A 23,201-nucleotide genomic window follows, 5' to 3' on the forward strand; every position below is an offset into this window, starting at 1 on the left:
TCTACAAGCTCTTGTCGGTGACAAATCAAAAGGACGTTTTCGGTGAACAACCGAAGACGTTCTTTTATTGTTATTTTTTTGATTTGGATTGTTAATCATAATTAGGAAAAATATGATATAATCAGGTGGTTGATTAGGGGGTGTTTGTGTGTCGAGGACCAGACTTGTGTTCTCTGGGGCTTTATTGCTATTTGCGATCATCTTTACATTTAACCATCATCTTGGTTTTTCTGTTGGAGATACAATACTGTCAGCAATAGGTATATCACCGTATACTACATCTTATTTAAGTGGTGTACATATCACACTTTTCCTCGGATTGGGGATCTTCGCCTGTGGTTTTTATCTTACTCGCAAAGAGATTGGTCGGTCGTTTCCGGGACTTGCGAAAGGGTTGTGGATAGTTGTTCTCGCTCTTGTTCTCAGTTACTCGTATATGACGGATAAATTCATGTATATAGCCAAGTGGGAGGCTAAAGGCATAGATTCGGTATCCTATCTACAGAATGCAAGCTCATGTACCTTTAACGTACTGAAAACGGGTGAGACCCGAGCAACCTGTGACCTGACACTCAAAAATTACGGTAGAGATCCCGTATCCGCTGTGTTATTGCCTGATCTCGCACGCAGTTATAAGTTTAAGGATGATCCACTATTGGAAGCCTTGCGTTCTGTCCAATTAAGGCCAGTACATATTGAGATTGAACCCCATGGAACGTTTACAGGGGAATTGGAGTTTTATGGGAAAGCGGAATCCCCACTGTACGTCAGCGGGAAACTCATGGATATTGTGCTCGATGTAGGCGTGGATGGAGCGAATACGGTGTTTGATTACGATATGCCATAGTTGATATTTTTATAGAAAATAAGAATAATTACATAAACAGATGTGGAATAAGATCAATCTAGATAGAACGTTCGAAGAGATATACTAAAATCAGATTAAGAGCTGGCTCATGGCTGGCTCTTTTTGTGCGTGGAAGTTGCAATTAGTGCTGAAATATTGGTTTTATCTCCTTCCCCCTTCAATTGGTAACGCTTACGCTAGATAATGAATTGGTTTGTCTCAAAAAAATAGTTTGTCTTTACCGCTTACATCATTACAATTAATGTCACGACAAATTAAGACAAGGTGAGATGAAAAGATGTCATATCGGACAAACCTGTTTTCCAAAATGGTCATTCTTATTCTGATTATGCTGATTCCTGTAGTGCTTCTGTACTGGTACTCCAATCACAAAACCACAGCTGTTCTCAGAGATGAGCTGAATCGATCGAATAGTAACCAGCTTGAATTTTTCCAAAATCAAGTGAACACGCACATCGAGCTGTTATCCTCCTGGCCGAATCTGCTCATACATGATCCTGACATTGCCAGCTTCCGGCGAATCTACGCGGATAGTAACTACTTTGACCTAGATGCGATCAATCTGGTCAAACGTATTCAGAATAAGCTAAGTATTCAGGAAAGCTCATCCAATTGGGCGACAAAGTTATATCTGTACTCTCCTTCGCTGGGCAGGGTGGTTTCGGAAAGGGATGCACGTTCTTACGATAAACAAGCGCTGAGGGAGAATATTAGTTCCGGTTGGGATGTACGCAAAATTCAGGATGGGGAAGACGATCGGTTTATGTTTAGCTGGATTACCGTATCTCCATACGGCATTAAAGACCCGGCTAATAATGCGGAAACGATTATTAAACTGGAGTTTGATAGTGACAACATTCGGGATATGCTCGATAAATTCAAGGACGATGGCAGGCATGACCCCTTCTATTTCCGTGAAGAATCGGGAGTTATCTATAATCGGACTTCGGATCGTTCGTTAACGAACCAATTGATGAAAGAACTGTCCATCCATGAACTTCAGGATGTGGATAATCGGACTGTGGTGATAGATGGCGAGCCCTACATGGTTAACACCGTGAAATCAAGCACGACAGGCTGGTATCTGGTGGACTATATGCCTTTATCCGATATTCTGAAGCCGATTCATCAATCGAATATGCTCTTCTATTCTTCGATGATTTGTTTGTTGTTGATGAGTTTTGGCGTGGCCTACTTGTTATATGTCCAGGTGCAGGTACCAGTGAAACAACTTATTCGCGGTTTCCAGCGGTTGAAGCAGGAAGATTATTCGGTGAGGATTAAGCCGAAGGGTCGCAATGAATTCAGTTTTCTGTCTGAACGGTTCAACTTGATGGTGGAGCAGATCCAGCAGTTATTTGAACACGTTTACCTGGAACAGATTCATGTGCGTGAAGCCCGCTTGAAGCAGCTGCAATCGCAGATTAACCCGCACTTCTTCTATAATTGTTTCTCCTTCATTACGAGTATGGCGAAGCTGAAGCGTATGGATGCGGTTGTCGCGATGTCGCATAACCTCTCCCGATATTATCGTTATACGACAAGGCAGGAGCGGGATGTAGTGCCGTTGACAGAGGAAATTGAATTTGTCAGCTGTTATCTGGAGATCCAACGAATGCGTATGGACCGAATTCATTACAAGCTTGATCTGTCTGATGAGATGTTAAGAGAGGAAGTACCGCCCCTGATTGTACAACCACTGGTGGAGAATGCGGTAATCCACGGTATCGAAGCGGATGCGGAAGCCGGAGAAATAAGGGTTTCTGGGGAAAAACAGGGCGGTGTCATGGTTCTTGTCGTAGAAGATGACGGGCAAGGCATGACTCAGGAGGCACGTGAGGCGCTTCTGAATAAGCTCAGGGGAACGATGGATCAGGAGATGGGCTGTGGCCTGTGGAATGTGAATCAGAGACTCCAGCTTCGATATGGGGAGCAGGCAGGGCTTGATATAACGGAATCGGAACTTGGTGGATTACGGGTTACACTATCGTGGCCTGCCGAGAGGGAGCTTCTCCCAGATAGCCAAGATAGTATCGAGAACATGTGAGAGCCTGGTTAGAAATTGAACTTAGTGCATAACGAACGAGATAGGGAGTGACTTGCTTGATAGATATACTGCTAGTAGATGACGAAACGTATGTAACAGAAAGTCTGGAACTTACAATCCCCTGGGGAGAGCTTGGAGTAACGACTGTGTTTCGTGCCGCTTCCGGTAAAGAAGCACTGGAGATTATGGAGGAAAATGCAGTAGATATTGTGGTAACCGATATTCGCATGCCGGGCATGTCCGGACTGGATCTAATTGCAGAGGTAAGCAAGCGTTGGTCCCATATTCGCTGTATCTTGCTGACTGGTCACAGTGATTTTACTTATGCGAAGAAAGCGATTCAATTGCAGGCAGCGGATTATATTTTGAAACCTGTGAACGATGATGAATTTATGAGTTCCGTGTCGGCAGCCATCACATCTCTTCGTGATGAGTGGGATGAATTCGACAAATATCACCGGCTTTTATACAGTCGGAAGTCTGACTATAAAATTTTACGGGAAAATCTGATGCATGATCTGCTGCTGGGACGTGAGATCACGGGGCGGGCACTTCGGGAACAACTGCAACAATATGAGATTCATATTGACCCGGAACAATCGGCTGTGATGATGCTGATTCGTCTCACAGGACGCTTCTCATCAATGGATCAGCAATCTCTGGATCTGATGGATTTTGCGGTAGGGAATATTGCAGAGGAAGTGCTCGGAGAGCAATTCAACGTGTGGTTTGGTCGCGGACCTCATGAGTGTCTGGTTATGTTTTTGCAGAATCAGGGACAGATCGAAGCTCCGCAGATGGACTTGGAGACGTTGAGAACCTCAGCTGAAACTTTCCGTGAGCATGTCATTCGATATCTACAGGGGGATCTGTCCATGGTCGTTACACCATCATTTCCTTTTAATGAATTGACAGCAGCTTATCGAAAAAGCCTGGGTTCCCTTGTCCTTTCAGGACCGGAAGAACACAAGATTATATATATGGACATGGATCAGGCACTCGGCAAAAGATCGGAGAATGATGCGACCCAGGCGCTCGAAGAGTTGTACAAACCGCCTGTACTTCCGCAATTGCTTGAGACCAAGCAATGGGAAGCGGCAGCGCGTAAGCTGAACACGGTCTTTGACGCGGCAGAACAGGTACGATTGTCCCGAGAACATGTGTATGAGATGTATCTGTCTGTAACCAATGCATTCATGTATATTGCCCATAAACAGGGGCATCTGGTACATGAAATTGATCATGCGGGATTCGATCTGCTCCTTGCTCATCAGTTGATCCAATCCCCCGAGAAGCTGCGGCGCTGGGCAACCGAGATGCTGGCGAAGCTTCAGGAAGAGTTGTCCGATCAGGAAGGTGTGCAGAGCCGCAGACATGTGATCAAGCAGGTTCAGGAGCTGGTGACAAGTGATACGGGACAGGATCTGTCGGTGAAGATGATTGCGGACAAGGTATATTTGCACCCCGTATACCTATCAAAAATCTACAAGGCAGAGACTGGGGAAGGTCTCGGGGATTACATGATTCGGATGCGCATGGAACGCGCGCTATATCTGCTTAAAAATAGCAACAAAAAAATATACGAGATTACGAGTGAACTTGGCTATCAGAATCCGCAATATTTCAGCAAAATGTTCAAAAAGCATTATGGGATGACACCCAATGAATTTCGGGATCAGGCATAATTACAACAACATTCCAGAATATAGGTTGGCAAAGGTGCAGAAATCTTGATTTCGTATCATAGGATCAAAGTCCTGGTCAGCCTATAATGAAAGGGTAACCAAAACGATTTAAGGGGGAACAACATGAGAGCGCAATCAACGAAAAAGAGATTCTTGACGCTTCTCGCTACAACGCTGAGTCTAACTGTCGTTCTTGCAGGATGTTCAGGAGGCAGTGGGGGCGGAGATAGTGCAACACCAAGTACGTCTGGAACCCAAAACGAATACAAAGAAAAGTATGATCCGGAAGTAACCATTACAACAGCATGGGGAATCGATCCTGAGCTGAAGTTTAAAAATGGCGAATCCATGGAAAATAACGTGGCAACCAAGTGGGCCAAGGAAAAATTCGGGATTAATGTCAGCGCGCTCTGGTCAGTAACAGACACAAACAGTGCGTTTGCAACTAAACTTCGTCTGGCTATGTCCTCTGGACAGGAAATGCCAGATATCGTGACGATTGGTAGTGCGGACAATCTCGTTGCTCAAGACTTGATCGACTCTGGCATGTACGAAGAGGTCGGTCCACTGTTCGACAAATATGCTTCTGACACATGGAAAAAAGCGATGGAGCAAGATCCTAACGTCTGGAACCAATATAGTCGTGATGGCAAAAGAATGGGTATCCCTGTTCTGGACTATGCCTACAACAATGATTATTTGTTGTGGATTCGTCAGGATTGGCTGGACAAGTTGAATCTGAAAGCACCAAAAACAATCGATGAGCTGGAAACCGTTATGGAAGCATTCAAAAACAATAACCCGGACGGCTTGGCTCCGGATAAAGTCACTCCGCTCAGCGTTGGTTTCAAAACATCCATGAACACTTGGATGGGAGATGTATCTTGGATATTTGGTGCATATGGCACCTTACCTCAACAATGGAATCTTGCTGCGGATGGCAAGTTGGAGTATGGCTCCATCAATCCGGGTATGAAACAAGGTCTGACCAAATTGAGCGAATGGCTCAAAAAAGGATATATCCCGCAGGAAGCAGCGCTATGGGATGAGAACAAAACAGCAGAGCCAGCCGTTGCAGGAACTGCCGGCATTATTCCAGGACCTTACTGGATGAGTGGGTGGCCACTTCTCGATACAGTGAAAAATGTACCGAGTGCGGTATGGAAACCGATTGAAATTCCTACCGGTCCTGAAGGAAAAGCGATGCGTCACGGAACACAGTTCGTGAATGGTGTTACGTTGATCAAAAAGGATATGGCACATCCAGAAGCATTCTTTACGTATCAGAATTACCTCTTCGACAATTATGCAGACCCAGCACCGGGCAGCCCTTATGATAATGGTCTGTTTGCAGGTTATGACTATCAATTGGATGCAAACGGGAAACAATTGCCGATTGACCAGATCGAAGGCGGATACGTGAACGTTGTACGTTATTTGCTTGTTCGTGATGGTGCACGTATTCCAGATGCACAGATGAAAGCTCTGATGAATCTGGCTAATGGCAAAGAGCCTGAAACGAAGCTTGAGAAAGACGTTGCTGTCAATTACGGTAAAGAAACTCCTGCCGCAGCAAAAGTGTTATTGAGCCAGGAAGAAATTTCCTTCAAAAACATGTTCACAGGTCCAACAACACAGACGATGAAATCCAAGCTGGACTATCTGAACAAAATCGAGAACCAGGCATTTAACGAAATTATCTATGGCAAAAATCCGGCTGATGCGTTTGATACCTTTGTACAAACGTGGAAATCGGGTGGCGGTGACCAAATCACGCAAGAGGTTAACGAATGGTATGACAGTGTGAAAAAATAGTTTTAAGCAGCGCCCAGACGATAACGTCTGGGCGCTTTTTTTGGTTTATTCAAGCTGCGGCAAAGTGGTTGAATTTGTGCCATTTATATTGCTTTTATGTGCTGTTTGGACCCCGTAAAAGGTTGATATAATCGCAATATAAGCCACTCAGGGAGTACTTGAGTAGGAAGAAATACAGGGGGAGCAATCATGAGAACTTTGAAACGCACTTGGCCATTCCACGTTATGCTGTTGCCAGCCATTATCTTTCTGATTATCTTCAGTTATGTGCCTATGGGCGGGATTATTATGGCATTCCAGAACTACAAGCCATGGCTTGGAATTAGTGGTTCTGAATGGGTCGGGCTGGACAACTTTAGATATTTGTTTGAACGTGAAGACAGCTTACAGGTCATCTGGAACACATTGATTATTGCTGTACTTAAACTGATTTTCAATTTATTTGTTCCATTTGTTTTTGCCATTCTTTTGAATGAGGTTCGTAAGATGGCTATACAGCGTACGATTCAAACGCTTGTCTATTTACCTCACTTCTTGTCCTGGGTCATCCTGGGCGGGATTTTGATAGATCTGTTGTCAACAGGCGGCTTGGTTAACCGGGTTCTGGGAACCTTCGGACTCGGGCCATATTTCTTCCTGGGAGACAACAGCTGGTTCCGATCTACGGTCATTCTGACAGATGTGTGGAAAGAATTTGGCTATAACATGATTGTTTTTCTGGCTGCCCTTGCCGGAATTAATCCAGCATTGTACGAAGCAGCAGAAATTGACGGAGCGGGACGCTGGAAACAGACACTGCACATTACAATTCCTTCACTTGTGCCGATGCTGATGGTTGTGGGAACACTGGCACTTGGTAACGTACTGAATGCCGGGTTTGACCAGATTTTCAACTTGTATAACCCGCTCGTATATCAAACGGGTGACATCATTGATACATTCGTATATCGTTCCGCAATGCAAAATGGTGAGATGGGCTTTGCAACGGCGATCGGATTATTCAAATCGGTTATTAGCATGATCTTGATTCTTGTATCGTACAGCTTAGCCAAAAAATACGCCGGATACCGCATATTCTAAACGAATGAACAGAGAAAGAAGGGACCACGATGTATCATAAATCATTGCCTTATCGCGTGTTTAATATAGTCAATACCTGCTTTCTGATTTTGGTCGCCATCATGTGTATTGTACCGATGATTCATGTACTGGCAGTATCCTTTAGTACAAAGGCTGCTGCTGATGCAAATCTGGTCAATCTCTGGCCTGTAGGCTTCTCACTTGAGGCATACAAAAAAACGATGAACAATCCAATTTTCTTGAACTCGCTCTGGATCTCGCTCCTGCGTACAGTGATCGGTACAGCCATTACGTTGCTGATTACGTTCCTGGCGGCGTATCCATTGTCCAAAGAAAATAGTGAGTTCAAAGGCAGAACGATCTACTCCTGGATATTTGTATTCAGCATGATTTTCAACGGGGGACTCGTGCCATTCTATATGGTTATTCAGAAGATTGGGTTGATGGATTCCTTCTGGGTACTGGTGCTCCCGGGGGCAGTTAACACATTCCTGGTCATTCTGATGCTGAACTTCTTCCGCGGTATTCCAAAAGAGCTGGAGGAAGCAGCACTGATGGATGGAGCTAACCATTTCAGAACATTGTTCAGTATCTTTCTTCCCATTTCGATGCCGTCCATTGCAACCATTGCATTGTTCAGTATGGTGTTCCACTGGAATTCCTGGTTTGATGGATTGCTCTATATGAATAACGCCAAGGATTACCCACTTGCTACATTTATGCAAACGGTCATTATTGGACGTGATATGAGTAGCATGAGCATGAATCCAAAAGAAATGGAAGCTCTCTCTCAAACTACGGTAAGGGCAGCTCAGATCTTCATCGGAAGTGCACCGATCTTGATTGTGTATCCTTTCCTGCAACGTTTCTTTGTTAAAGGTATGACGTTGGGCTCAGTTAAAGGCTGAGCCTGTACCCCAAATTAATGGAGGTTGATACAGTGAGCAACTTGACGGAAAAGACATTCGTTCTGGGAATGGATGTGTCTTTTATGGATGAAATCGAACAGCATGGCGGGAGCTACAGTGATGTGGATGGCAAGGAACAAGACTTGCTGTCCATCCTGAAGTTCAATGACACGAACGCGATTCGACTTCGAATCTGGAATGATCCTGTTGGTGGATTCTGCAATCTGGAACGCACGGTGGAGATAGCTAAACGGATCAAGAAACAAGGATTGAAATTTTTGCTTGATTTCCATTACTCTGATCGCTGGGCTGATCCAGCCAATCAATGGAAGCCGAAAGCTTGGGAGAATCTGTCCTATGAAGAGCTTCAACGTGCAGTATGCATGTATACGGCTGATGTTCTGAGAACGTTAAAGGAAAACGATGCGCTTCCAGACATGGTGCAGGTCGGCAACGAGATTACGCCGGGCATGTTATGGAATGAGGGACGTGTCGGTGGAGAAGAGCATGATACGGATGAACAGTGGGAGCGTTTTGCAGGCCTTGTGAAGTACGGAATTGCTGCGGTCAAATCCGTTGACCCGGATATCCAGATTATGATACATATTGATCGTGGTGGAGATAACGCCGAGAGCCGCAAGTTTTACGATCGCTTTGAAGCACTCGGTGTGGAGTTCGATATCATTGGTCTATCGTATTATCCTTGGTGGCACGGCACACTTGATGCGTTACGCGACAATCTTCATGATCTGGCTGAGCGTTATGGCAAACCTGTCAATGTGGTTGAAACGGCTTATCCATGGACACTGGAGCAGCCAGAAGGCATCGAATGGATTTTGAATCAGGAAGAATTGTTGTTGCCAGGATACCCTGCAAGTGTAGAGGGGCAGACCCGATATCTGAAGGATCTGTTGCAGATTATTCGCGAAGTTCCTGGTGGTTTGGGGCACGGATTCTATTATTGGGAACCTGCATGGATACCAAGTAAAGAAGAATGGTCCGTTGGACATCCGAATAACTGGGGCAACCTCACCATGTTTGATTTTAAAGGTCGGAAGTTGGAATCGTTTACAGCACTAGCTACTACGGAAGAATCTGATGTTGTGACATACGTGTAATATCATACAGGTTCACAAGTGGTATCTGATGAAAAGATGAAGCCATGCCAGAAGATAAGCTTGGTAATTTGAGTCGTGAATATCGTTGTATTCAATAAAAATTGTAATTCAAAAGCAAGGGAGTTGTCCTTATGACATACAAATATGCACCTGTAAGTTCCAAAGCCCCGCACATGTTGCATGGCGCAGACTATAACCCGGAGCAATGGCTCCGCTACCCTGAAGTTCTGGAAGAAGATATTCGCTTGATGAAGCTTGCCAAGTGTAACGTGATGTCCATTGGTATCTTCTCATGGGTATCCCTTGAGCCGGAAGAGGGTGTATACACGTTTGAATGGCTGGATCAGGTGTTGGATCGTTTTGCAGCAAACGGCATCTATGCATTACTAGCTACACCAAGTGGTGCCAGACCTGCCTGGATGTCCGCCAAGTACCCGGAAGTGCTCCGCGTATCCGAGAATCGTGTCCGCAATCTGCATGGTTTCCGTCACAACCATTGTTATACTTCCCCGGTATACCGTGAGAAGGTTACTGCAATCAATACAAGACTGGCAGAACGTTATTCAGATCATCCGGCTGTCATCGGCTGGCACATCTCGAATGAGTTTGGCGGAGACTGTCATTGTGATTATTGTCAGGAAGCATTCCGTGGTTGGGTTCAGAAGAAGTATCAAACACTTGATGAACTGAACCATTCGTGGTGGACCACATTCTGGAGCCATACGGTTACAGAATGGAGTCAGGTGGAATCTCCGGCTCCACACGGTGAGACACAGGTCCATGCAATGAATCTGGATTGGCGCCGTTTCGTTACGGATCAGACAGCTGATTTCATCATGCATGAAACGAAACCATTGAAAGCTCAGAATCCCGATCTGCCAGTCACAACCAACCTGATGGAATTCTATGGCGGCCTGAACTATTGGAAGTTCGCTGATATTCTGGACTTCCTCTCTTGGGACAGTTATCCCACTTGGCATGATGCAGATGACGATGCGAAACAGGCGTCCCGGATCGCAATGATGCATGACATCGTTCGTTCAATCAAAGGCGGTCAGCCGTTCTTGCTGATGGAGAGTACGCCAAGTTCGACGAATTGGCAAGATGTCAGCAAGCTGAAAAAACCGGGCATGCATCTGCTCTCTTCTCTCCAGGCTGTAGCACACGGTTCCGATAGTGTTCAGTATTTCCAGTGGAGAAAGAGCCGGGGTTCCAGCGAAAAACTTCATGGTGCGGTGGTAGACCACGTAGGAACGGAACATACACGTGTGTTCCAAGATGTCACCGACGTAGGAACGGCGCTTGAAGGCATGGAAGCCATTGTAGGAACAGCGGTTCCAGCAGAAGTTGCAATCATATTCGATTGGGAAAACCGCTGGGCTGTTAATGATTCACAGGGTCCGCGCAATATCGGTGTGAAGTATGAGCAGACCGTGGAGGAGCATTACGAAGCATTTTGGAAAAAAGGAGTCGCTGTAGACGTTATTGATATGGATGCAGACCTGTCCAAGTACAAGTTGTTGATTGCTCCAATGCTCTATCTGGTGCGTGAAGGTGTTGGCGAACGCATTGAGAAGTTTGTAGAACAAGGCGGTACGTTTGTAGCCACTTACTGGTCTGGTATTGTAAACGAAAACGATCTGTGTTTCCTGGGTGGATTCCCAGGGCCACTGCGTAAGACACTTGGCATCTGGTCCGAGGAAATTGACGGATTGCATGATCGTGATCTGAACGGAATTATCCCCGAGCAGGGTAACGAGCTTCAGCTCAATACAGCGTACGATGCGATTGAACTGTGTGATCTGATCCATCTGGAAGGCGCGAAGTCTCTGGCTACGTACCGTTCTGACTTCTATGCCGGACGCCCGGCATTGACAGTTAACCAATTGGGCTCAGGGAAAGCGTATTATGTAGCGACACGTCTGAAAGCACCATTCTATGATGATCTCTACGCAAAACTAATCGCTGACCTGAACATTGAGCGTGGACTTCAAACAGAACTGCCTGCCGGAACAACGGCACATACGCGTACAGATGGTACAGCAGATTATGTATTTGTACAGAACTATACACCAGATGAGAAACGGATTGAATTAGATGCACAGTCCTACACGGATCTGCTCAGTGGTGATGCTGTGGAATCCAGTCTTAGCTTGAATCCATATGACATTCGTGTCCTGCGCAGACCGGCTGCTCGGAAGTAATAGGTTCATCCTTACGTTATAAACGGAGTTAAGATACTAAAAAAGTGCCCTGAACGCCTGACATTGGTGTTTAGGGCATCTTTTTATTAAGTATTTGGCTGTTGAACCACTTTTTCTGGACAAGATAAAGGATAAACGTGTCCGCGCAGCGAAGACAAACAGGTAACTTGTAACTCAAGACTTTCAGTCTGGGAGGAATGGAAATGAATCAAAGAAATCTGGATGGTAACAGCATTATTATTCGACTGGAAATGACAACAAAGGATATCAAGTTTGGCGAAGTGGCTTCGGCCATCTCGGAAGCTGGGGGAGACATCATTGCCATCGACGTGATTTCTACCAATCAGGATGTAAGCGTTCGCGACTTGACAGTCGCTGTTACAGATGCACAAGATAACAGTAAAATTATAGAAGGGGTGCGCCAGCTTAAAGGTGTGTCCATTATTAATGTATCAGATCGGACGTTCCTGCTTCATCTGGGCGGTAAGATCGAAGTAACACCAAAGACACCGATTCACAACCGGGAAGATCTGTCACGTGTGTACACTCCGGATGTGGCTCGTGTATGTTCAGCCATTTCAGAAGAGCCTGGCAAAGCCTTCTCTTTAACAATTAAACGGAATACCGTGGCCGTTATATCGGATGGCAGTGCCGTGCTTGGACTTGGTAATATTGGTCCTCGTGCAGCGATGCCTGTCATGGAAGGTAAAGCAATGTTATTCAAACAATTTGCAGGTGTGGATGCCTTCCCAATCTGCCTGGACACACAGGACACCGAGGAAATCATACGTACTGTGAAAGCGATATCACCTGGCTTTGGCGGCATTAATCTGGAGGATATCTCATCACCTCGCTGTTTCGAGATTGAACGTCGTCTGAATGAAGAATTGGATATTCCGGTATTTCATGATGACCAGCATGGCACAGCAGTTGTGTTATATGCCGGTCTGATCAATGCGCTCAAACTGGTTGGCAAGTCCATTGAAGATGTGAAAATCGTGGTCTGTGGTATTGGTGCAGCAGGTGTAGCATGCAGTAACATATTATTGTCTGCGGGAGCCAGCCGGCTTATAGGTGTCGATCGTGAGGGGGCAATTGTACGGACACAAACTTATGAGAATGAAGTCTGGAGTGATTATGCAGCTCGTACTAACCCCGAACTGGAGACTGGCTCTTTGCGTGATGTTATTCGCGGAGCCGATGTGTTCATTGGCCTGTCCCGCGGCAATCTGTTGACTCGCGAAGATGTGCAGACCATGGCAGAAGATCCAATCGTGTTTGCAATGGCAAATCCGGTACCTGAGATTATGCCTGCCTTGGTGGAAGATATTGTAGCGGTAATGGCAACGGGACGATCCGATTATCCGAATCAGATCAACAACGTGTTATGTTTCCCGGGCATCTTCAGGGCAGTTCTGGACTGCCGAGCCACCGAAATTAATGAAGAAATGAAGCTGGCAGCCGCTCAAGCGATTGCGTCGGCCATTACGGATGAAGAGCGTACACGTTATTACATTATTCCGAGTGTGTTCAATGATAAAGTGGTCAAATCGATGCGCAGTCGCGTCATTGAAGCAGCTGTTAAGACGGGTGTAGCTCGACGTATTCCACGTGAACAGTCCCGTGAAGGCGGGGAATAATAAGATGTCAGAGTTAGATGAAATAACGGCAGGAGAGGCTGTTCTGCGAGCCGCCCGATCTTTTGTTCAAGGTGATTCATCCAAGCATAGTGATGGTCATGACTGGCCGCACATTGAACGAGTGACTGCACTTGCGGTCGAACTCGCTCACCGCATGGGTGCAGATCCATTTGTCTGCGAACTGGCGGCATTATTACATGATGTACCGGATGAAAAGCTGAATGAGAGCTTGGAAGCTGGAATGGCGAAACTGAATGAATGGCTGGATACCCAGCCTCTTGACCCGGATATACGTAATAAGGTTGTGGGTATTATTAGCACCATCTCATATGCGGGAGGCCAGCGTCCTGCGGTCAATTCGCTTGAAGCACAGGTTGTGCAGGATGCGGATCGTCTGGATGCATTGGGTGCGATTGGGATCGCACGCACTTTTGCCTTTTCAGGAGCGAGAGGACGCGAGATGTATGATCCGTCCCTTCCCCCACGGGAGCAGATGACCCGTGAGGAATATCGCAACGGGCGCAGCACAACGATTAATCATTTTTACGAAAAGCTGTTCAAGCTCAAGGATCTGATGAATACCACTTATGGCAAGGAGCTGGCCAAGCAGCGTCATGATTATATGGTGCAGTTCGTGGACCAGTTCAAAAGAGAGTGGGCGGGCACAGACCGTTAGGCAGGCATCGTAAGCATGAGTATTCCTTAGAGATAATATAAACTTAGGCGAATCTTCGAAGTGGTGAAAATCCATTTTGAGGATTTGCTTCTTTTTAGGTTAATAATGTGTATTAACATACATAAATGAATCCATTTCATAGTACCTCTGACTTATGACATGGCAACGGAAGGTCTTCCATGGTACAATAAATCGTTCTCCTGAATGTATTCAGGCAAAAAAAGAAATATGGGGTAATAATGAACATGATTATCAAATGTAAAATTTCAGGTTCGGTAAAGAGGAGGGGTCACCACCATGTCATTTGGTGCTCGTGTACTTAAGACGGGAATTGCGGTCACGCTTGCCTTGTACCTTAGCAGCCTGTTTTTGAACCCGCAATCTCCCGTGCCTGCCGCAATCGCAGCTATATTCGCGATGCAGCCTTCCATCTATCGCTCCTGGAAATACTTTCTGGATCAGCTGCAAACGACCACACTTGGAGCTATTGTGGCCCTGGTTGGCGGCATGGTATTGTCCAATGAGCCAATCGCTGTTGGATTAATTATTGTACTTGTCATCATGATTTGTCTTAAATTGAATATGGGTGAGACGGTTGGATTGACACTGGTCACGGTTGTATCCATTATGGAAGCTTCGGGTGACTGGCATTTTGCACTCAATCGTTTTCTGTTGACACTGGTTGGTATTGTATCGGCGTTTCTCATCAACATTACGGTATTTCCTCCGAAACCGAAGATTCAGTTCGTGAAGCAGATCCAGAGTGTGTTCAGCGGTATGTCGTTGCTTCTGAGAACCTCAATCTCGGATGAAATCAAGGAAGTTGTATTCCGGGAGGAGAAAAGCAACCTGGGCGGTTCCATTAAGTCTTTGTCTGACAAGTATAACTTGTTCGAAGAGGAACAGAAAAAGATGAAACGTTCGAAATTCAGCGAAACCCGGCAGATGGTAGTCTACAAGCAAATGCTGCTGAGTCTGCAAAAAGGCTATGAGGTGCTGGATTCGGTTGAACGTCACTATTTCCAGGCACCACGGTCAACAGCGATGGATCAGTTTTTTGATTCTCATCTGGAACTTGTAATTAAATTCCATGAGCATGCATTGCTCAAGTTCGAGGATAAGCTGAAACCGAACGGAGAAGAGGCCGCACAGTTTGTATTGGACAATGACCGTTTCATGGAGCAGGCGATCACCCAGTTTGATATCGACAAGGAAGGCATGTTACGACTGTCGATCGTGGCTGCTGCGATTTATGATTACGGATATCAGTTGGAACGTCTGAATCGACTTGCCGAGCATGTGCATAGCTCCAGTGAAGACAAAGAATCACAGGACAAAATTTTGAATTGGCTTAAGTGGCCTTAGATGCGAATTGCGTACCTGCTTCATGATCATATACAATGGAATTACAACATTGCCCGGACAATCGTGTCCGGGTTGTTTTGTCGTACATACAGCTGAATGGCATAAATGAATTTTAACGAACTGAGGGATAGACATGATTATAGAGGAATTGGACGCTGAACTAATGGAGTGGTTGAGTGGGACAAATCTGGAGAATAAACAACACGAAGCGATGCAACTGCTGACCGTATCTGAGGATCAGTGGCCGCATCAGGCGATGATTAGTATGGGGGAAGTGATTGCGATAAGTCCCCGTCAGCTTAGACTTGCTCTGTGGCAAGGTACACAGACCAGTATGAACATGAGCAAAACAGGCAAGGCTACCTTGATTGCGGTTCAAGGACAACGATTGCTGCATATTCGTATGAAAGTAGAGTTGCTGCCTGAGATTAAGGGGGCTGTTCATCCGAGAGATCGTTTTGAAGCACAGGTGCTCCAGGTACGTATGGATCATGCGCCATATGCGGAGATCACTTCAGGAATAACTTTTCAACTAAAAGATGAACGTGGAGCAATTACACGTTGGCAAGAGACGATTGAGGAATTACAAAAGTAGGCATAAACAGTTTGATCAGTTGAGGACCCAGTGATTGGGTAATAATGAAGATGAAAACAACAAAAAACGCCTCCGCTTGCATCGGGACGTTGTCACTGGTACAATAAAAAATGGTTTTCAGAAAATTAGAACTAATTAACATATAATTAAAATGTTTACTTTCTAATAATTATACCATTGCCTTTTCGGGCTTGTCAAATGGGATTTTGAGGACACAATCCGGGGAAAGAGGGGCTATTAACATATGAGTACAGAGCAGCAATGGAGCGAAGAGCAGCGACGGGTCAACATGGTGACCGATCAGATTGAACGCAAGATCACAACGTTAGAAGATGAAGTCGGTTCCTTCCGTGATGAAGTGGTTGGCATGAGAAAAGATTTCTGGGACGAAGTGACAATGAACTTTAGCGAAGCGGACGATGTGGGGGAAACTTCAACCAGCATGCGGCAGCAGTCTCAGGTATTGTCCGATCGGGAGCGCAGTCATCTCAATACAGCGGCGGCGTTGGATAAAATGAAACGACTGCATCATTCACCGTATTTTGGCCGGATCGATTTCAAGGAAGAGGGATACCCGAATGCGGAACGCATCTATCTGGGGATTGCATCGTTATTAGACGAGAAAGAGGAATCCTTTCTAGTCTACGACTGGCGTGCACCGATCTCCAACCTCTATTATGACGGAGCACCGGGCCCGATCACATATCGTACACCAAGCGGGGAGATCAGCGGTGATATAGAAATGAAGCGGCAGTTTGTCATTCGGGACGGACGGATTCGTTTTATGTTTGATACAGGCGTAACCATTGGCGATGAATTGTTGCAGGCCGTGCTCAGTCGAACTTCGGATGCACAGATGAAGAGTATTGTTGCGACCATTCAGAAGGAGCAGAACCGGATTATCCGTAATGACCGGACACGCATGCTTATTGTGCAAGGCGCAGCCGGCAGTGGCAAAACATCCGCCGCGCTCCAGCGTGTGGCCTATCTTCTCTATAAATATCGCGAGCATCTGCAAGCGGATCAGATGGTTCTTTTCTCACCAAACCCGATGTTCAACAGTTATGTCTCCACGGTACTGCCTGAGCTTGGGGAGGAAAACATGTTGCAAACGACCTTCCAGGAGTATCTGGAGCGCCGTTTGGGTCGTGAATATCAATTGGAAGATCCGTTTATTCAGCTCGAATATGTACTTACGGGAACAGAAGATCCCGATTATGATGTTCGCATGTCCAGCATTCGGTTCAAATCCTCAGAATCTTTCCTGAAAGTCATTACGCGTTATAAGGAGAGCATGCTGTCAGGTGGCATGAAATTCAAGCCGGTTCGCTTCCAGGGCCGAGCAATTGTCACGTCAGAGGCTATGGCTGAGAAATTCTACAGTTTCGAGTCATCCGTTAAGCTGGTGAGCCGACTGGAGATGTTGCGGGACTGGATGCTGAAAGAACTGTCTGCCTTTGGTAAAGGTGAACTGGATGCGCCTTGGGTCGATCAGCAGCTTGATCTGATGGAGCCGGAGGATCTGCAACGTGCATACCAACGGTTAAAGCGTAAGCAAAAAGGAAAGACCCATACGTTTAATGACTTCGAGCAAGAAAGAGAAATTCTGGCCCGTATGGTAGTCAGTGACCGACTCAAACCGTTACGGAAATGGATCAAGTCCTTGCGGTTCGTCGATATAAGACAATTATATGCACATCTGTTCAACGATGAGGGTCAGATGGTGCGATTGCTGGGTGACGAAGCATTGCCTGCCCAATGGGATGAAATCTGTAGGATGACTTTACGCAGATTGAAGCTCCAGGAGTTGGCATATGAAGATATTACGCCATACTTGTACCTGCGTGAGCTCATGCTTGGTTTCCATATTAACTCCAATATTCGTCATGTCATTATTGATGAAGCCCAGGATTATTCTGCGTTTCAGTTGGCATTTATGAAGAGATTGTTCCCTCGGGCGAAAATAACAGCACTCGGTGACTTCAATCAGGCCATCTATGCCCACTCTTCAGTCCTTAGTGGAACAGGACCTTTGACTAACCTGTACGGTCCAGACAATACAGAGGTAATTGAGCTGACCAGGAGCTATCGTTCTACCCGGGAGATCGTGGAGTTTACCCGTGGCATGGTGCCTGGTGGGGAAGAGATCATTCCATTTAACCGTAGCGGCGAGAAGCCTAAAGTTATCGTTTCTTCTGATTCCGATCGTCATATGAATGTCATCACGACAGACCTCAAGCACTTGATTGAGGAAGGGTATGAATCAGTTGCCGTAATCTGCAAGACCGCCGAAGAGAGCAGAGAGGTACATGCTGCATTGAGCAAGATACTGCCCTCAGCACCGAAGTTAATTAAGAAAACGACGCTGGCTTTTGAACAGGGTGTTCATGTCATTCCTGCGTATCTGGCCAAAGGTGTGGAATTTGATGCTGTCCTGATCTATGACGGCTCTGCGGAGCAGTATGCCCATGAGCATGAACGCAAATTGTTCTACACGGCTTGTACGCGAGCGATGCATCTGCTGCACGTTTACTGCGTGGGCACACCGAGTCCTTTTATTACCTCGCAGTCGGAAGAATGGTATGATCTTGGCAAGGTGTCTGCTGCGCAAGTGGACTGACATATCACATTCATGTGCATGAAGAAGGCTTCCGTTCAGTGGAACGGGAGTCTTTCTGTATATGATACATATATCGGGAAGAAGCTAACTTCACGAGGGGCGTATACATGATGAGATTCCAGCCATATAGGTGATCGTATGGAATGAAAATACCTAACGTGAATTCGTAAGGATTGGGTTCTGTGGATAAATATGACTCCATAATTTGTATTGAGGCACAATGGATGTTATTTTTCTTTACACATGAGGTCTGGACTCATATAATCGTAACAATATATTTTTTTTGGATCGTTTATTAAAGGAGGCAACAATATGAACAAATCATCTTTTGAACGGCCGCTTATGGCCGATTGTGTACCGGATCTGGTCGCTACAGCCCGGGGAGATATGCCAGCGACTTTGGTCATTCGGGGAGGCACGCTCGTAAACGTGATATCAGGTGAGATTTTGCCTGAGATGTCCATAGCTGTACAAGGAGCTCGAATTGCTTATGTTGGTAAAGATGTAAGCCACACGATCGGAGAACATACCCGGATTATTGAAGCGAACGGCAAATATATCGCTCCTGGATTGCTGGATGGACACTGCCATATTGAAAGTACTCAGATGAAAGTAACCGAGTTTGCGAGAGCGGTATTGCCTTCAGGCACAACGGGAGGTTTCTTTGACCCGCATGAGATCTCCAACGTGCTTGGTCTCAAAGGTCTGAGGCTGATGCTGGATGAAGCGCGGACCACACCGATGGCTGCTTATATGCAGGTGGCTTCCTGTGTGCCTTCCACCCATCCGGGACTGGAGACAACAGGTGCTTATATCGGGCCAGAAGAGGTGGCTGAGGCTCTTTCCTGGGGGCCGGACATGATTGGTCTTGGGGAAGTGATGAACTTCCCTGGTGTCGTTTACGGGGACGAGACGATGATTGGTGAGATCCAGGCGACCCTCCGGGCTGGCAAAGTGGCAGATGGTCACTTCACTTGGGCAGCAGATGACTGGCGTTTGCCGGCATACGCAGCAAGTGGAGTTACGGGGGATCATGAATGTGTGACCAAGGAAGATGTGGTCGAACGTCTGCGACTCGGGATGTATGCGAAGATGCGTCAAGGTTCGGCATGGCATGATGTGGCGGAGACCATCAAAGCCTGTACGGAGCTTGGACTGGATACACGCCGGATGATGCTGGTAACCGATGACCGAAGCTCTGAATCCCTGCTCAAAGAAGGGCATATGGACTTTGTTGTTCGTCTCGCCATTTCCCAAGGTGTGAAGCCGGTCACGGCTTTCCAGATGGCTACCATTAACACGGCTGAGCGGTTCGGGGTTGCACGCGACATTGGTGCGGTTATTCCGGGCAATATAGCGGATATTATTCTGCTGGACGGCCGACTGGCTGATGTACGTGTGGGCATGACAATTGCTGCCGGGCAAGTCGTAGCCGAGAACGGGAAAATGACGGCGGTCTGGGACAGCTTCACATACCCGGAGGAAGCGCTGAACACGGTGAAGTTGGAAGCGAATATTCAGCCAGAAGATCTGGAACTTGCTGCACCGATTGCAGAAGGTACGATTGGTGCCAAGATCATTCATGTGACAGAGAATCATGTGGATACAAAGGAGAAACACCTGCCTGTCACGGTGCAGGATGGTAAGGTTGTGGTTTCAACTTCCGGGGAAGTATGCAAAATCGCGGTATTGGAGCGTCACAAACAAACCGGGAATCGGGCGGTTGCTCTTGTTGGAGGCATTGGCTTCACATCACCTGCAGCAATTGCGATGACGGTGGCTCATGATAGTCACAACCTGTTGATTATCGGTAATGATGATGCCCTGATGGCCGAAGCCGGTAACCGGGTCATTCGCATGCAAGGTGGGGTAGCCGTGGTAACGGCAGCAGGGGTGACCGAATTCCCGCTGCGGATTGCAGGTTTGATGTCAACCGAGTCTTTCGAAGTCGTTGCAGCCCAATCGGCAGCAATCAGTGAAGCTTTACAGTCCGCAGGATGTACGTTGAATAATGCGTTCATGACGCTTTCGTTGCTTGCGCTGGTAGTGATTCCGGAATTACGGTTGTCCGACAAGGGGCTTGTGCGGATCTCGGCAGAAGGTATTGAACTGGTCTCCCTTTTCGATGAAGTGGTTGACAGTACACCGGCAGTTCCATCGGGTAATGAATGAATAGATTTATCGATTAGAGCTCGATAAATGGATATACATGAAAAGCCGCCTTAGGGCGGTTTTTTTGTGCGTTTTGGGAGAAAACGCTTTCTAGGTCTTCTGGTTCTTGGTGTACATATGCCAATAATGACTGAAGTCCCGCTGAAATAGGAGTCAATTTAGAAAATAGTGAGTAATTGTGACTTTTGAACTATACATACAGAACTACGAATTCCCGAAATATAATTATATGATTCTTTCGTCGTAAGTCTTAAAGATGATATTGCATATAGAAGCAATCTAAATTCGTCGTAACTAATAAGGTTCCATTAAATGAATATGAAACGACACAATTTCATCCAGATTTGCACGTCAGGGCTGATAACTTCAGAGGGAGTGTACAAATATGAAAAGCAAAAAGGGGTATCGTTTTATCTTGTTACTGTGTTGTTTGATTCTGTGCGCGAGTACAGCCTGTTCTTCCAAAGCCATTGCAGATGGTTCAGTCGACAGTTATGCAACGATTCATGGGAAACTTGATACACCCGTGAGAGCGACATGGGTGTGGGATACCACCCAGATCCGAAGTAATCCTCAAGAGGTGTTAACTTACGCTACAGCCAATAAGATCAATACGATCTATCTACAGATGAACCGGGATATAAAAATTCCTGAGTATAAAAGCTTTATCCGCCAGGCGAGAGCCAAGAATATTGCGGTTGACGTGATGGATGGAAGATCGGCCTGGGGGTTGACGGAAAGTCGGGAACAGATTGCATCTTTCCTGGACTGGATTGAAGCTTATCAAGCGCAGGCATTACCCAATGAGAAATTTGCGGGTATTCATCTGGATATCGAGCCACATGTGCATCCGCAATGGAAAATCAATCAGGCCAGTGTGATTACCCAGTGGCAAGGAAATGTGGAGTACATTGTTGAGCGAGCATCACGGATGAAGATGCCCGTAGCGGCTGATCTGCCATTCTGGCTCGATAACTACAAAATTCCGGGTTCAACGATGGCGGTTAGCAGCTGGATGATTCGAAAGTTTGATTCCATTACGATTATGGCTTACCGTGATACAGCTGCTGCAATCTATAGTGTAGCGAAGGATGAACTTGCAGAAGCGGCTCTGCTTGGCAAAACGATCTCCATAGCTGTGGAAACAAAGCAAAGTAAGGAAGGCGACTTCATTACTTTTTATGAAGAGGGATCTGCTTATATGGAAGCACAATTGAAGTTGGTCGAAAAAATGGCTTCAGTACATGCGTCCTTTAACGGTTTCTCCGTACATGAATACACTTCATGGAAGACATTGAAAAAGTGAGACACCAATGAATAAAGAAGGTGCTTGCAGCCAGAGAGCTGTGAGCACCTTCTTCTATTATACCTGAACCAAGGCAGATTCCATGGCCACATTCTCATAGAACATTTTGCGATACTGTGAAGGCGTTGTGGCTTTATGCCTTTTAAATGTGGTGATAAAGTAGCTTAGATGATCAAAACCGACATCCATGGCGATATCAACAATTTTGTGATCCGTATTCTCAAGCTGGACGCAGGCTTGTTGAACGCGGTAATAGTTAATGTAATCAACCGGGGTTTTCTGCACCATCTGTTTGAAAAAACGGCAGAAGTGTCCTTCGCTCATATTGGCTTCATCGGCCAGTTCTTTCAGCTTCAATGGTTCAGGATAACGCTTGTGGATATACCCGAGCACGGATTTCAGGCGCTCTACCTTGTCATGGCTCCCTGTAGCTACGGTGCCTTTGAGCGGAACAGGTTTCATATGTTCGAACATTCGGGCAAATATGAGATACAGGTATGCTTTCGTTGACATTTCACACGTTTCTGTTCGGGCAGCATGATCGGCAAATATGCGCTTCAGGTGATCCAGAATTTCTTGTCCCCAATCCTCATCTGCTTTGATATGAAAAGGGGGAACTACGGTTTTGCGCACCAGTGGACCGATGAATTTCTCCTGTACCGTATCGAAGGTACGGCTGCCAAGCAGCTCGGGATTAAATACAATGGAAGAGAATACACAGGGAACATCACCCTTCAGATAACCTGCATGAATCTCACCTCGATTGATAAAAATGGCTTCTCCAGCTTGAACCTCAATGGTGTTCATATCAATCTGAAAGACCGCACAGCCCTGAGTAACCATGGTGAACTCCATTTCATCATGCCAGTGGCAATCCAGAATGCTATCGCCGTTCAGTTGTTGTATATCCGGGTATACACTGACTGGATACATGGCATTCCCGTGGATTCGGTCTTCCCGTAATCGTTCACGTTCCATATCAGATTCTCCTTTTTGTATCATTATTAATGTAATCGATTCCATAGATTGGTGCTGATGTTCAAGAATCGGATGGTTATTATCAAAATCGTGATATATTTGGTCAAAATAAGAGAAGAAATTC

General features: G+C 46.1%; 16 protein-coding genes. 15 read left to right on the forward strand and 1 reads right to left on the reverse strand.

Annotated features, from left to right (window positions below; translation table 11 throughout):
- Positions 1 to 148 precede the first annotated feature (148 nt).
- The 15 genes from MKX40_RS10320 to MKX40_RS10390 all read left to right on the forward strand — a co-directional run bounded on the left by MKX40_RS10320 (position 149) and on the right by MKX40_RS10390 (position 22,099).
- A complete protein-coding gene (locus MKX40_RS10320; RefSeq protein ID WP_339241292.1) occupies positions 149 to 847 on the forward strand; it encodes a hypothetical protein in 699 nt (232 codons plus the stop codon).
- A 298-nt stretch (positions 848 to 1,145) separates the two neighbouring features.
- Positions 1,146 to 2,915, forward strand: a complete 1,770-nt coding sequence (locus MKX40_RS10325; protein ID WP_339241294.1) for a sensor histidine kinase — start codon at positions 1,146 to 1,148, stop codon at positions 2,913 to 2,915.
- Between the two features lie 56 nt (positions 2,916 to 2,971).
- Complete coding sequence (locus tag MKX40_RS10330) at positions 2,972 to 4,600, forward strand: response regulator (protein WP_339241297.1); 1,629 nt, start codon at positions 2,972 to 2,974, stop codon at positions 4,598 to 4,600.
- Positions 4,601 to 4,723: 123 nt separating this feature from the next.
- Positions 4,724 to 6,415 (forward strand): sugar ABC transporter, encoded by a 1,692-nt coding sequence (locus MKX40_RS10335; RefSeq protein WP_339241299.1) that lies wholly within the window; start codon positions 4,724 to 4,726, stop codon positions 6,413 to 6,415.
- A gap of 189 nt (positions 6,416 to 6,604) precedes the next feature.
- Entirely contained in the window at positions 6,605 to 7,495 is an 891-nt protein-coding gene (locus MKX40_RS10340) for an ABC transporter permease subunit (RefSeq protein WP_074094500.1), read from the forward strand.
- A 29-nt stretch (positions 7,496 to 7,524) separates the two neighbouring features.
- Positions 7,525 to 8,403 carry a carbohydrate ABC transporter permease gene (locus MKX40_RS10345; protein WP_076326910.1) on the forward strand — a complete coding sequence of 293 codons (879 nt, stop codon included), beginning with the start codon at positions 7,525 to 7,527 and terminating at the stop codon, positions 8,401 to 8,403.
- A gap of 32 nt (positions 8,404 to 8,435) precedes the next feature.
- A complete protein-coding gene (locus MKX40_RS10350; protein WP_339241302.1) occupies positions 8,436 to 9,521 on the forward strand; it encodes an arabinogalactan endo-1,4-beta-galactosidase in 1,086 nt (361 codons plus the stop codon).
- Between the two features lie 131 nt (positions 9,522 to 9,652).
- Positions 9,653 to 11,725 (forward strand): beta-galactosidase, encoded by a 2,073-nt coding sequence (locus MKX40_RS10355; protein WP_339241304.1) that lies wholly within the window; start codon positions 9,653 to 9,655, stop codon positions 11,723 to 11,725.
- Positions 11,726 to 11,928: 203 nt separating this feature from the next.
- Positions 11,929 to 13,365, forward strand: a complete 1,437-nt coding sequence (locus MKX40_RS10360) for an NAD-dependent malic enzyme (RefSeq protein WP_339241306.1) — start codon at positions 11,929 to 11,931, stop codon at positions 13,363 to 13,365.
- A 4-nt stretch (positions 13,366 to 13,369) separates the two neighbouring features.
- Positions 13,370 to 14,041, forward strand: coding sequence for an HD domain-containing protein (locus tag MKX40_RS10365; RefSeq protein ID WP_339241308.1), 672 nt, complete (start codon positions 13,370 to 13,372; stop codon positions 14,039 to 14,041).
- A gap of 297 nt (positions 14,042 to 14,338) precedes the next feature.
- Positions 14,339 to 15,406, forward strand: coding sequence for an aromatic acid exporter family protein (locus MKX40_RS10370; protein WP_339241310.1), 1,068 nt, complete (start codon positions 14,339 to 14,341; stop codon positions 15,404 to 15,406).
- Between the two features lie 133 nt (positions 15,407 to 15,539).
- A complete protein-coding gene (locus MKX40_RS10375; protein ID WP_339241312.1) occupies positions 15,540 to 16,001 on the forward strand; it encodes a pyridoxamine 5'-phosphate oxidase family protein in 462 nt (153 codons plus the stop codon).
- Between the two features lie 244 nt (positions 16,002 to 16,245).
- The gene (helD, locus tag MKX40_RS10380; RefSeq protein ID WP_339241313.1) at positions 16,246 to 18,621 is read left to right on the forward strand and encodes an RNA polymerase recycling motor HelD; all 2,376 of its coding nucleotides are present in this window, start codon (positions 16,246 to 16,248) and stop codon (positions 18,619 to 18,621) included.
- Between the two features lie 312 nt (positions 18,622 to 18,933).
- Positions 18,934 to 20,793: an adenine deaminase C-terminal domain-containing protein gene (locus MKX40_RS10385; RefSeq protein WP_339241316.1), complete on the forward strand. Its 1,860-nt coding sequence runs from the start codon at positions 18,934 to 18,936 to the stop codon at positions 20,791 to 20,793.
- 385 nt (positions 20,794 to 21,178) lie between these two features.
- Positions 21,179 to 22,099, forward strand: coding sequence for a hypothetical protein (locus MKX40_RS10390; protein ID WP_339241317.1), 921 nt, complete (start codon positions 21,179 to 21,181; stop codon positions 22,097 to 22,099).
- A 57-nt stretch (positions 22,100 to 22,156) separates the two neighbouring features.
- Here the strand turns inward: MKX40_RS10390 and MKX40_RS10395 are convergent, their stop codons facing one another.
- Positions 22,157 to 23,077, reverse strand: a complete 921-nt coding sequence (locus tag MKX40_RS10395; protein ID WP_339241318.1) for an AraC family transcriptional regulator — start codon at positions 23,075 to 23,077, stop codon at positions 22,157 to 22,159.
- Positions 23,078 to 23,201 lie beyond the last annotated feature (124 nt).

This window comes from Paenibacillus sp. FSL R5-0517 (genome assembly GCF_037974355.1).
GTDB lineage: Bacteria > Bacillota > Bacilli > Paenibacillales > Paenibacillaceae > Paenibacillus.

Coding starts and splice junctions, on each gene's coding strand:
- MKX40_RS10395 (WP_339241318.1), bottom strand. CDS start 23,077: ATGGAACGTGAACGATTACGGGAAGACCGAATCCACGGGAATGCCATG.
- MKX40_RS10375 (WP_339241312.1), top strand. CDS start 15,540: ATGATTATAGAGGAATTGGACGCTGAACTAATGGAGTGGTTGAGTGGG.
- helD (WP_339241313.1), top strand. CDS start 16,246: ATGAGTACAGAGCAGCAATGGAGCGAAGAGCAGCGACGGGTCAACATG.
- MKX40_RS10345 (WP_076326910.1), top strand. CDS start 7,525: ATGTATCATAAATCATTGCCTTATCGCGTGTTTAATATAGTCAATACC.
- MKX40_RS10365 (WP_339241308.1), top strand. CDS start 13,370: ATGTCAGAGTTAGATGAAATAACGGCAGGAGAGGCTGTTCTGCGAGCC.
- MKX40_RS10335 (WP_339241299.1), top strand. CDS start 4,724: ATGAGAGCGCAATCAACGAAAAAGAGATTCTTGACGCTTCTCGCTACA.
- MKX40_RS10370 (WP_339241310.1), top strand. CDS start 14,339: ATGTCATTTGGTGCTCGTGTACTTAAGACGGGAATTGCGGTCACGCTT.
- MKX40_RS10385 (WP_339241316.1), top strand. CDS start 18,934: ATGAACAAATCATCTTTTGAACGGCCGCTTATGGCCGATTGTGTACCG.
- MKX40_RS10325 (WP_339241294.1), top strand. CDS start 1,146: ATGTCATATCGGACAAACCTGTTTTCCAAAATGGTCATTCTTATTCTG.
- MKX40_RS10340 (WP_074094500.1), top strand. CDS start 6,605: ATGAGAACTTTGAAACGCACTTGGCCATTCCACGTTATGCTGTTGCCA.
- MKX40_RS10360 (WP_339241306.1), top strand. CDS start 11,929: ATGAATCAAAGAAATCTGGATGGTAACAGCATTATTATTCGACTGGAA.
- MKX40_RS10355 (WP_339241304.1), top strand. CDS start 9,653: ATGACATACAAATATGCACCTGTAAGTTCCAAAGCCCCGCACATGTTG.
- MKX40_RS10390 (WP_339241317.1), top strand. CDS start 21,179: ATGAAAAGCAAAAAGGGGTATCGTTTTATCTTGTTACTGTGTTGTTTG.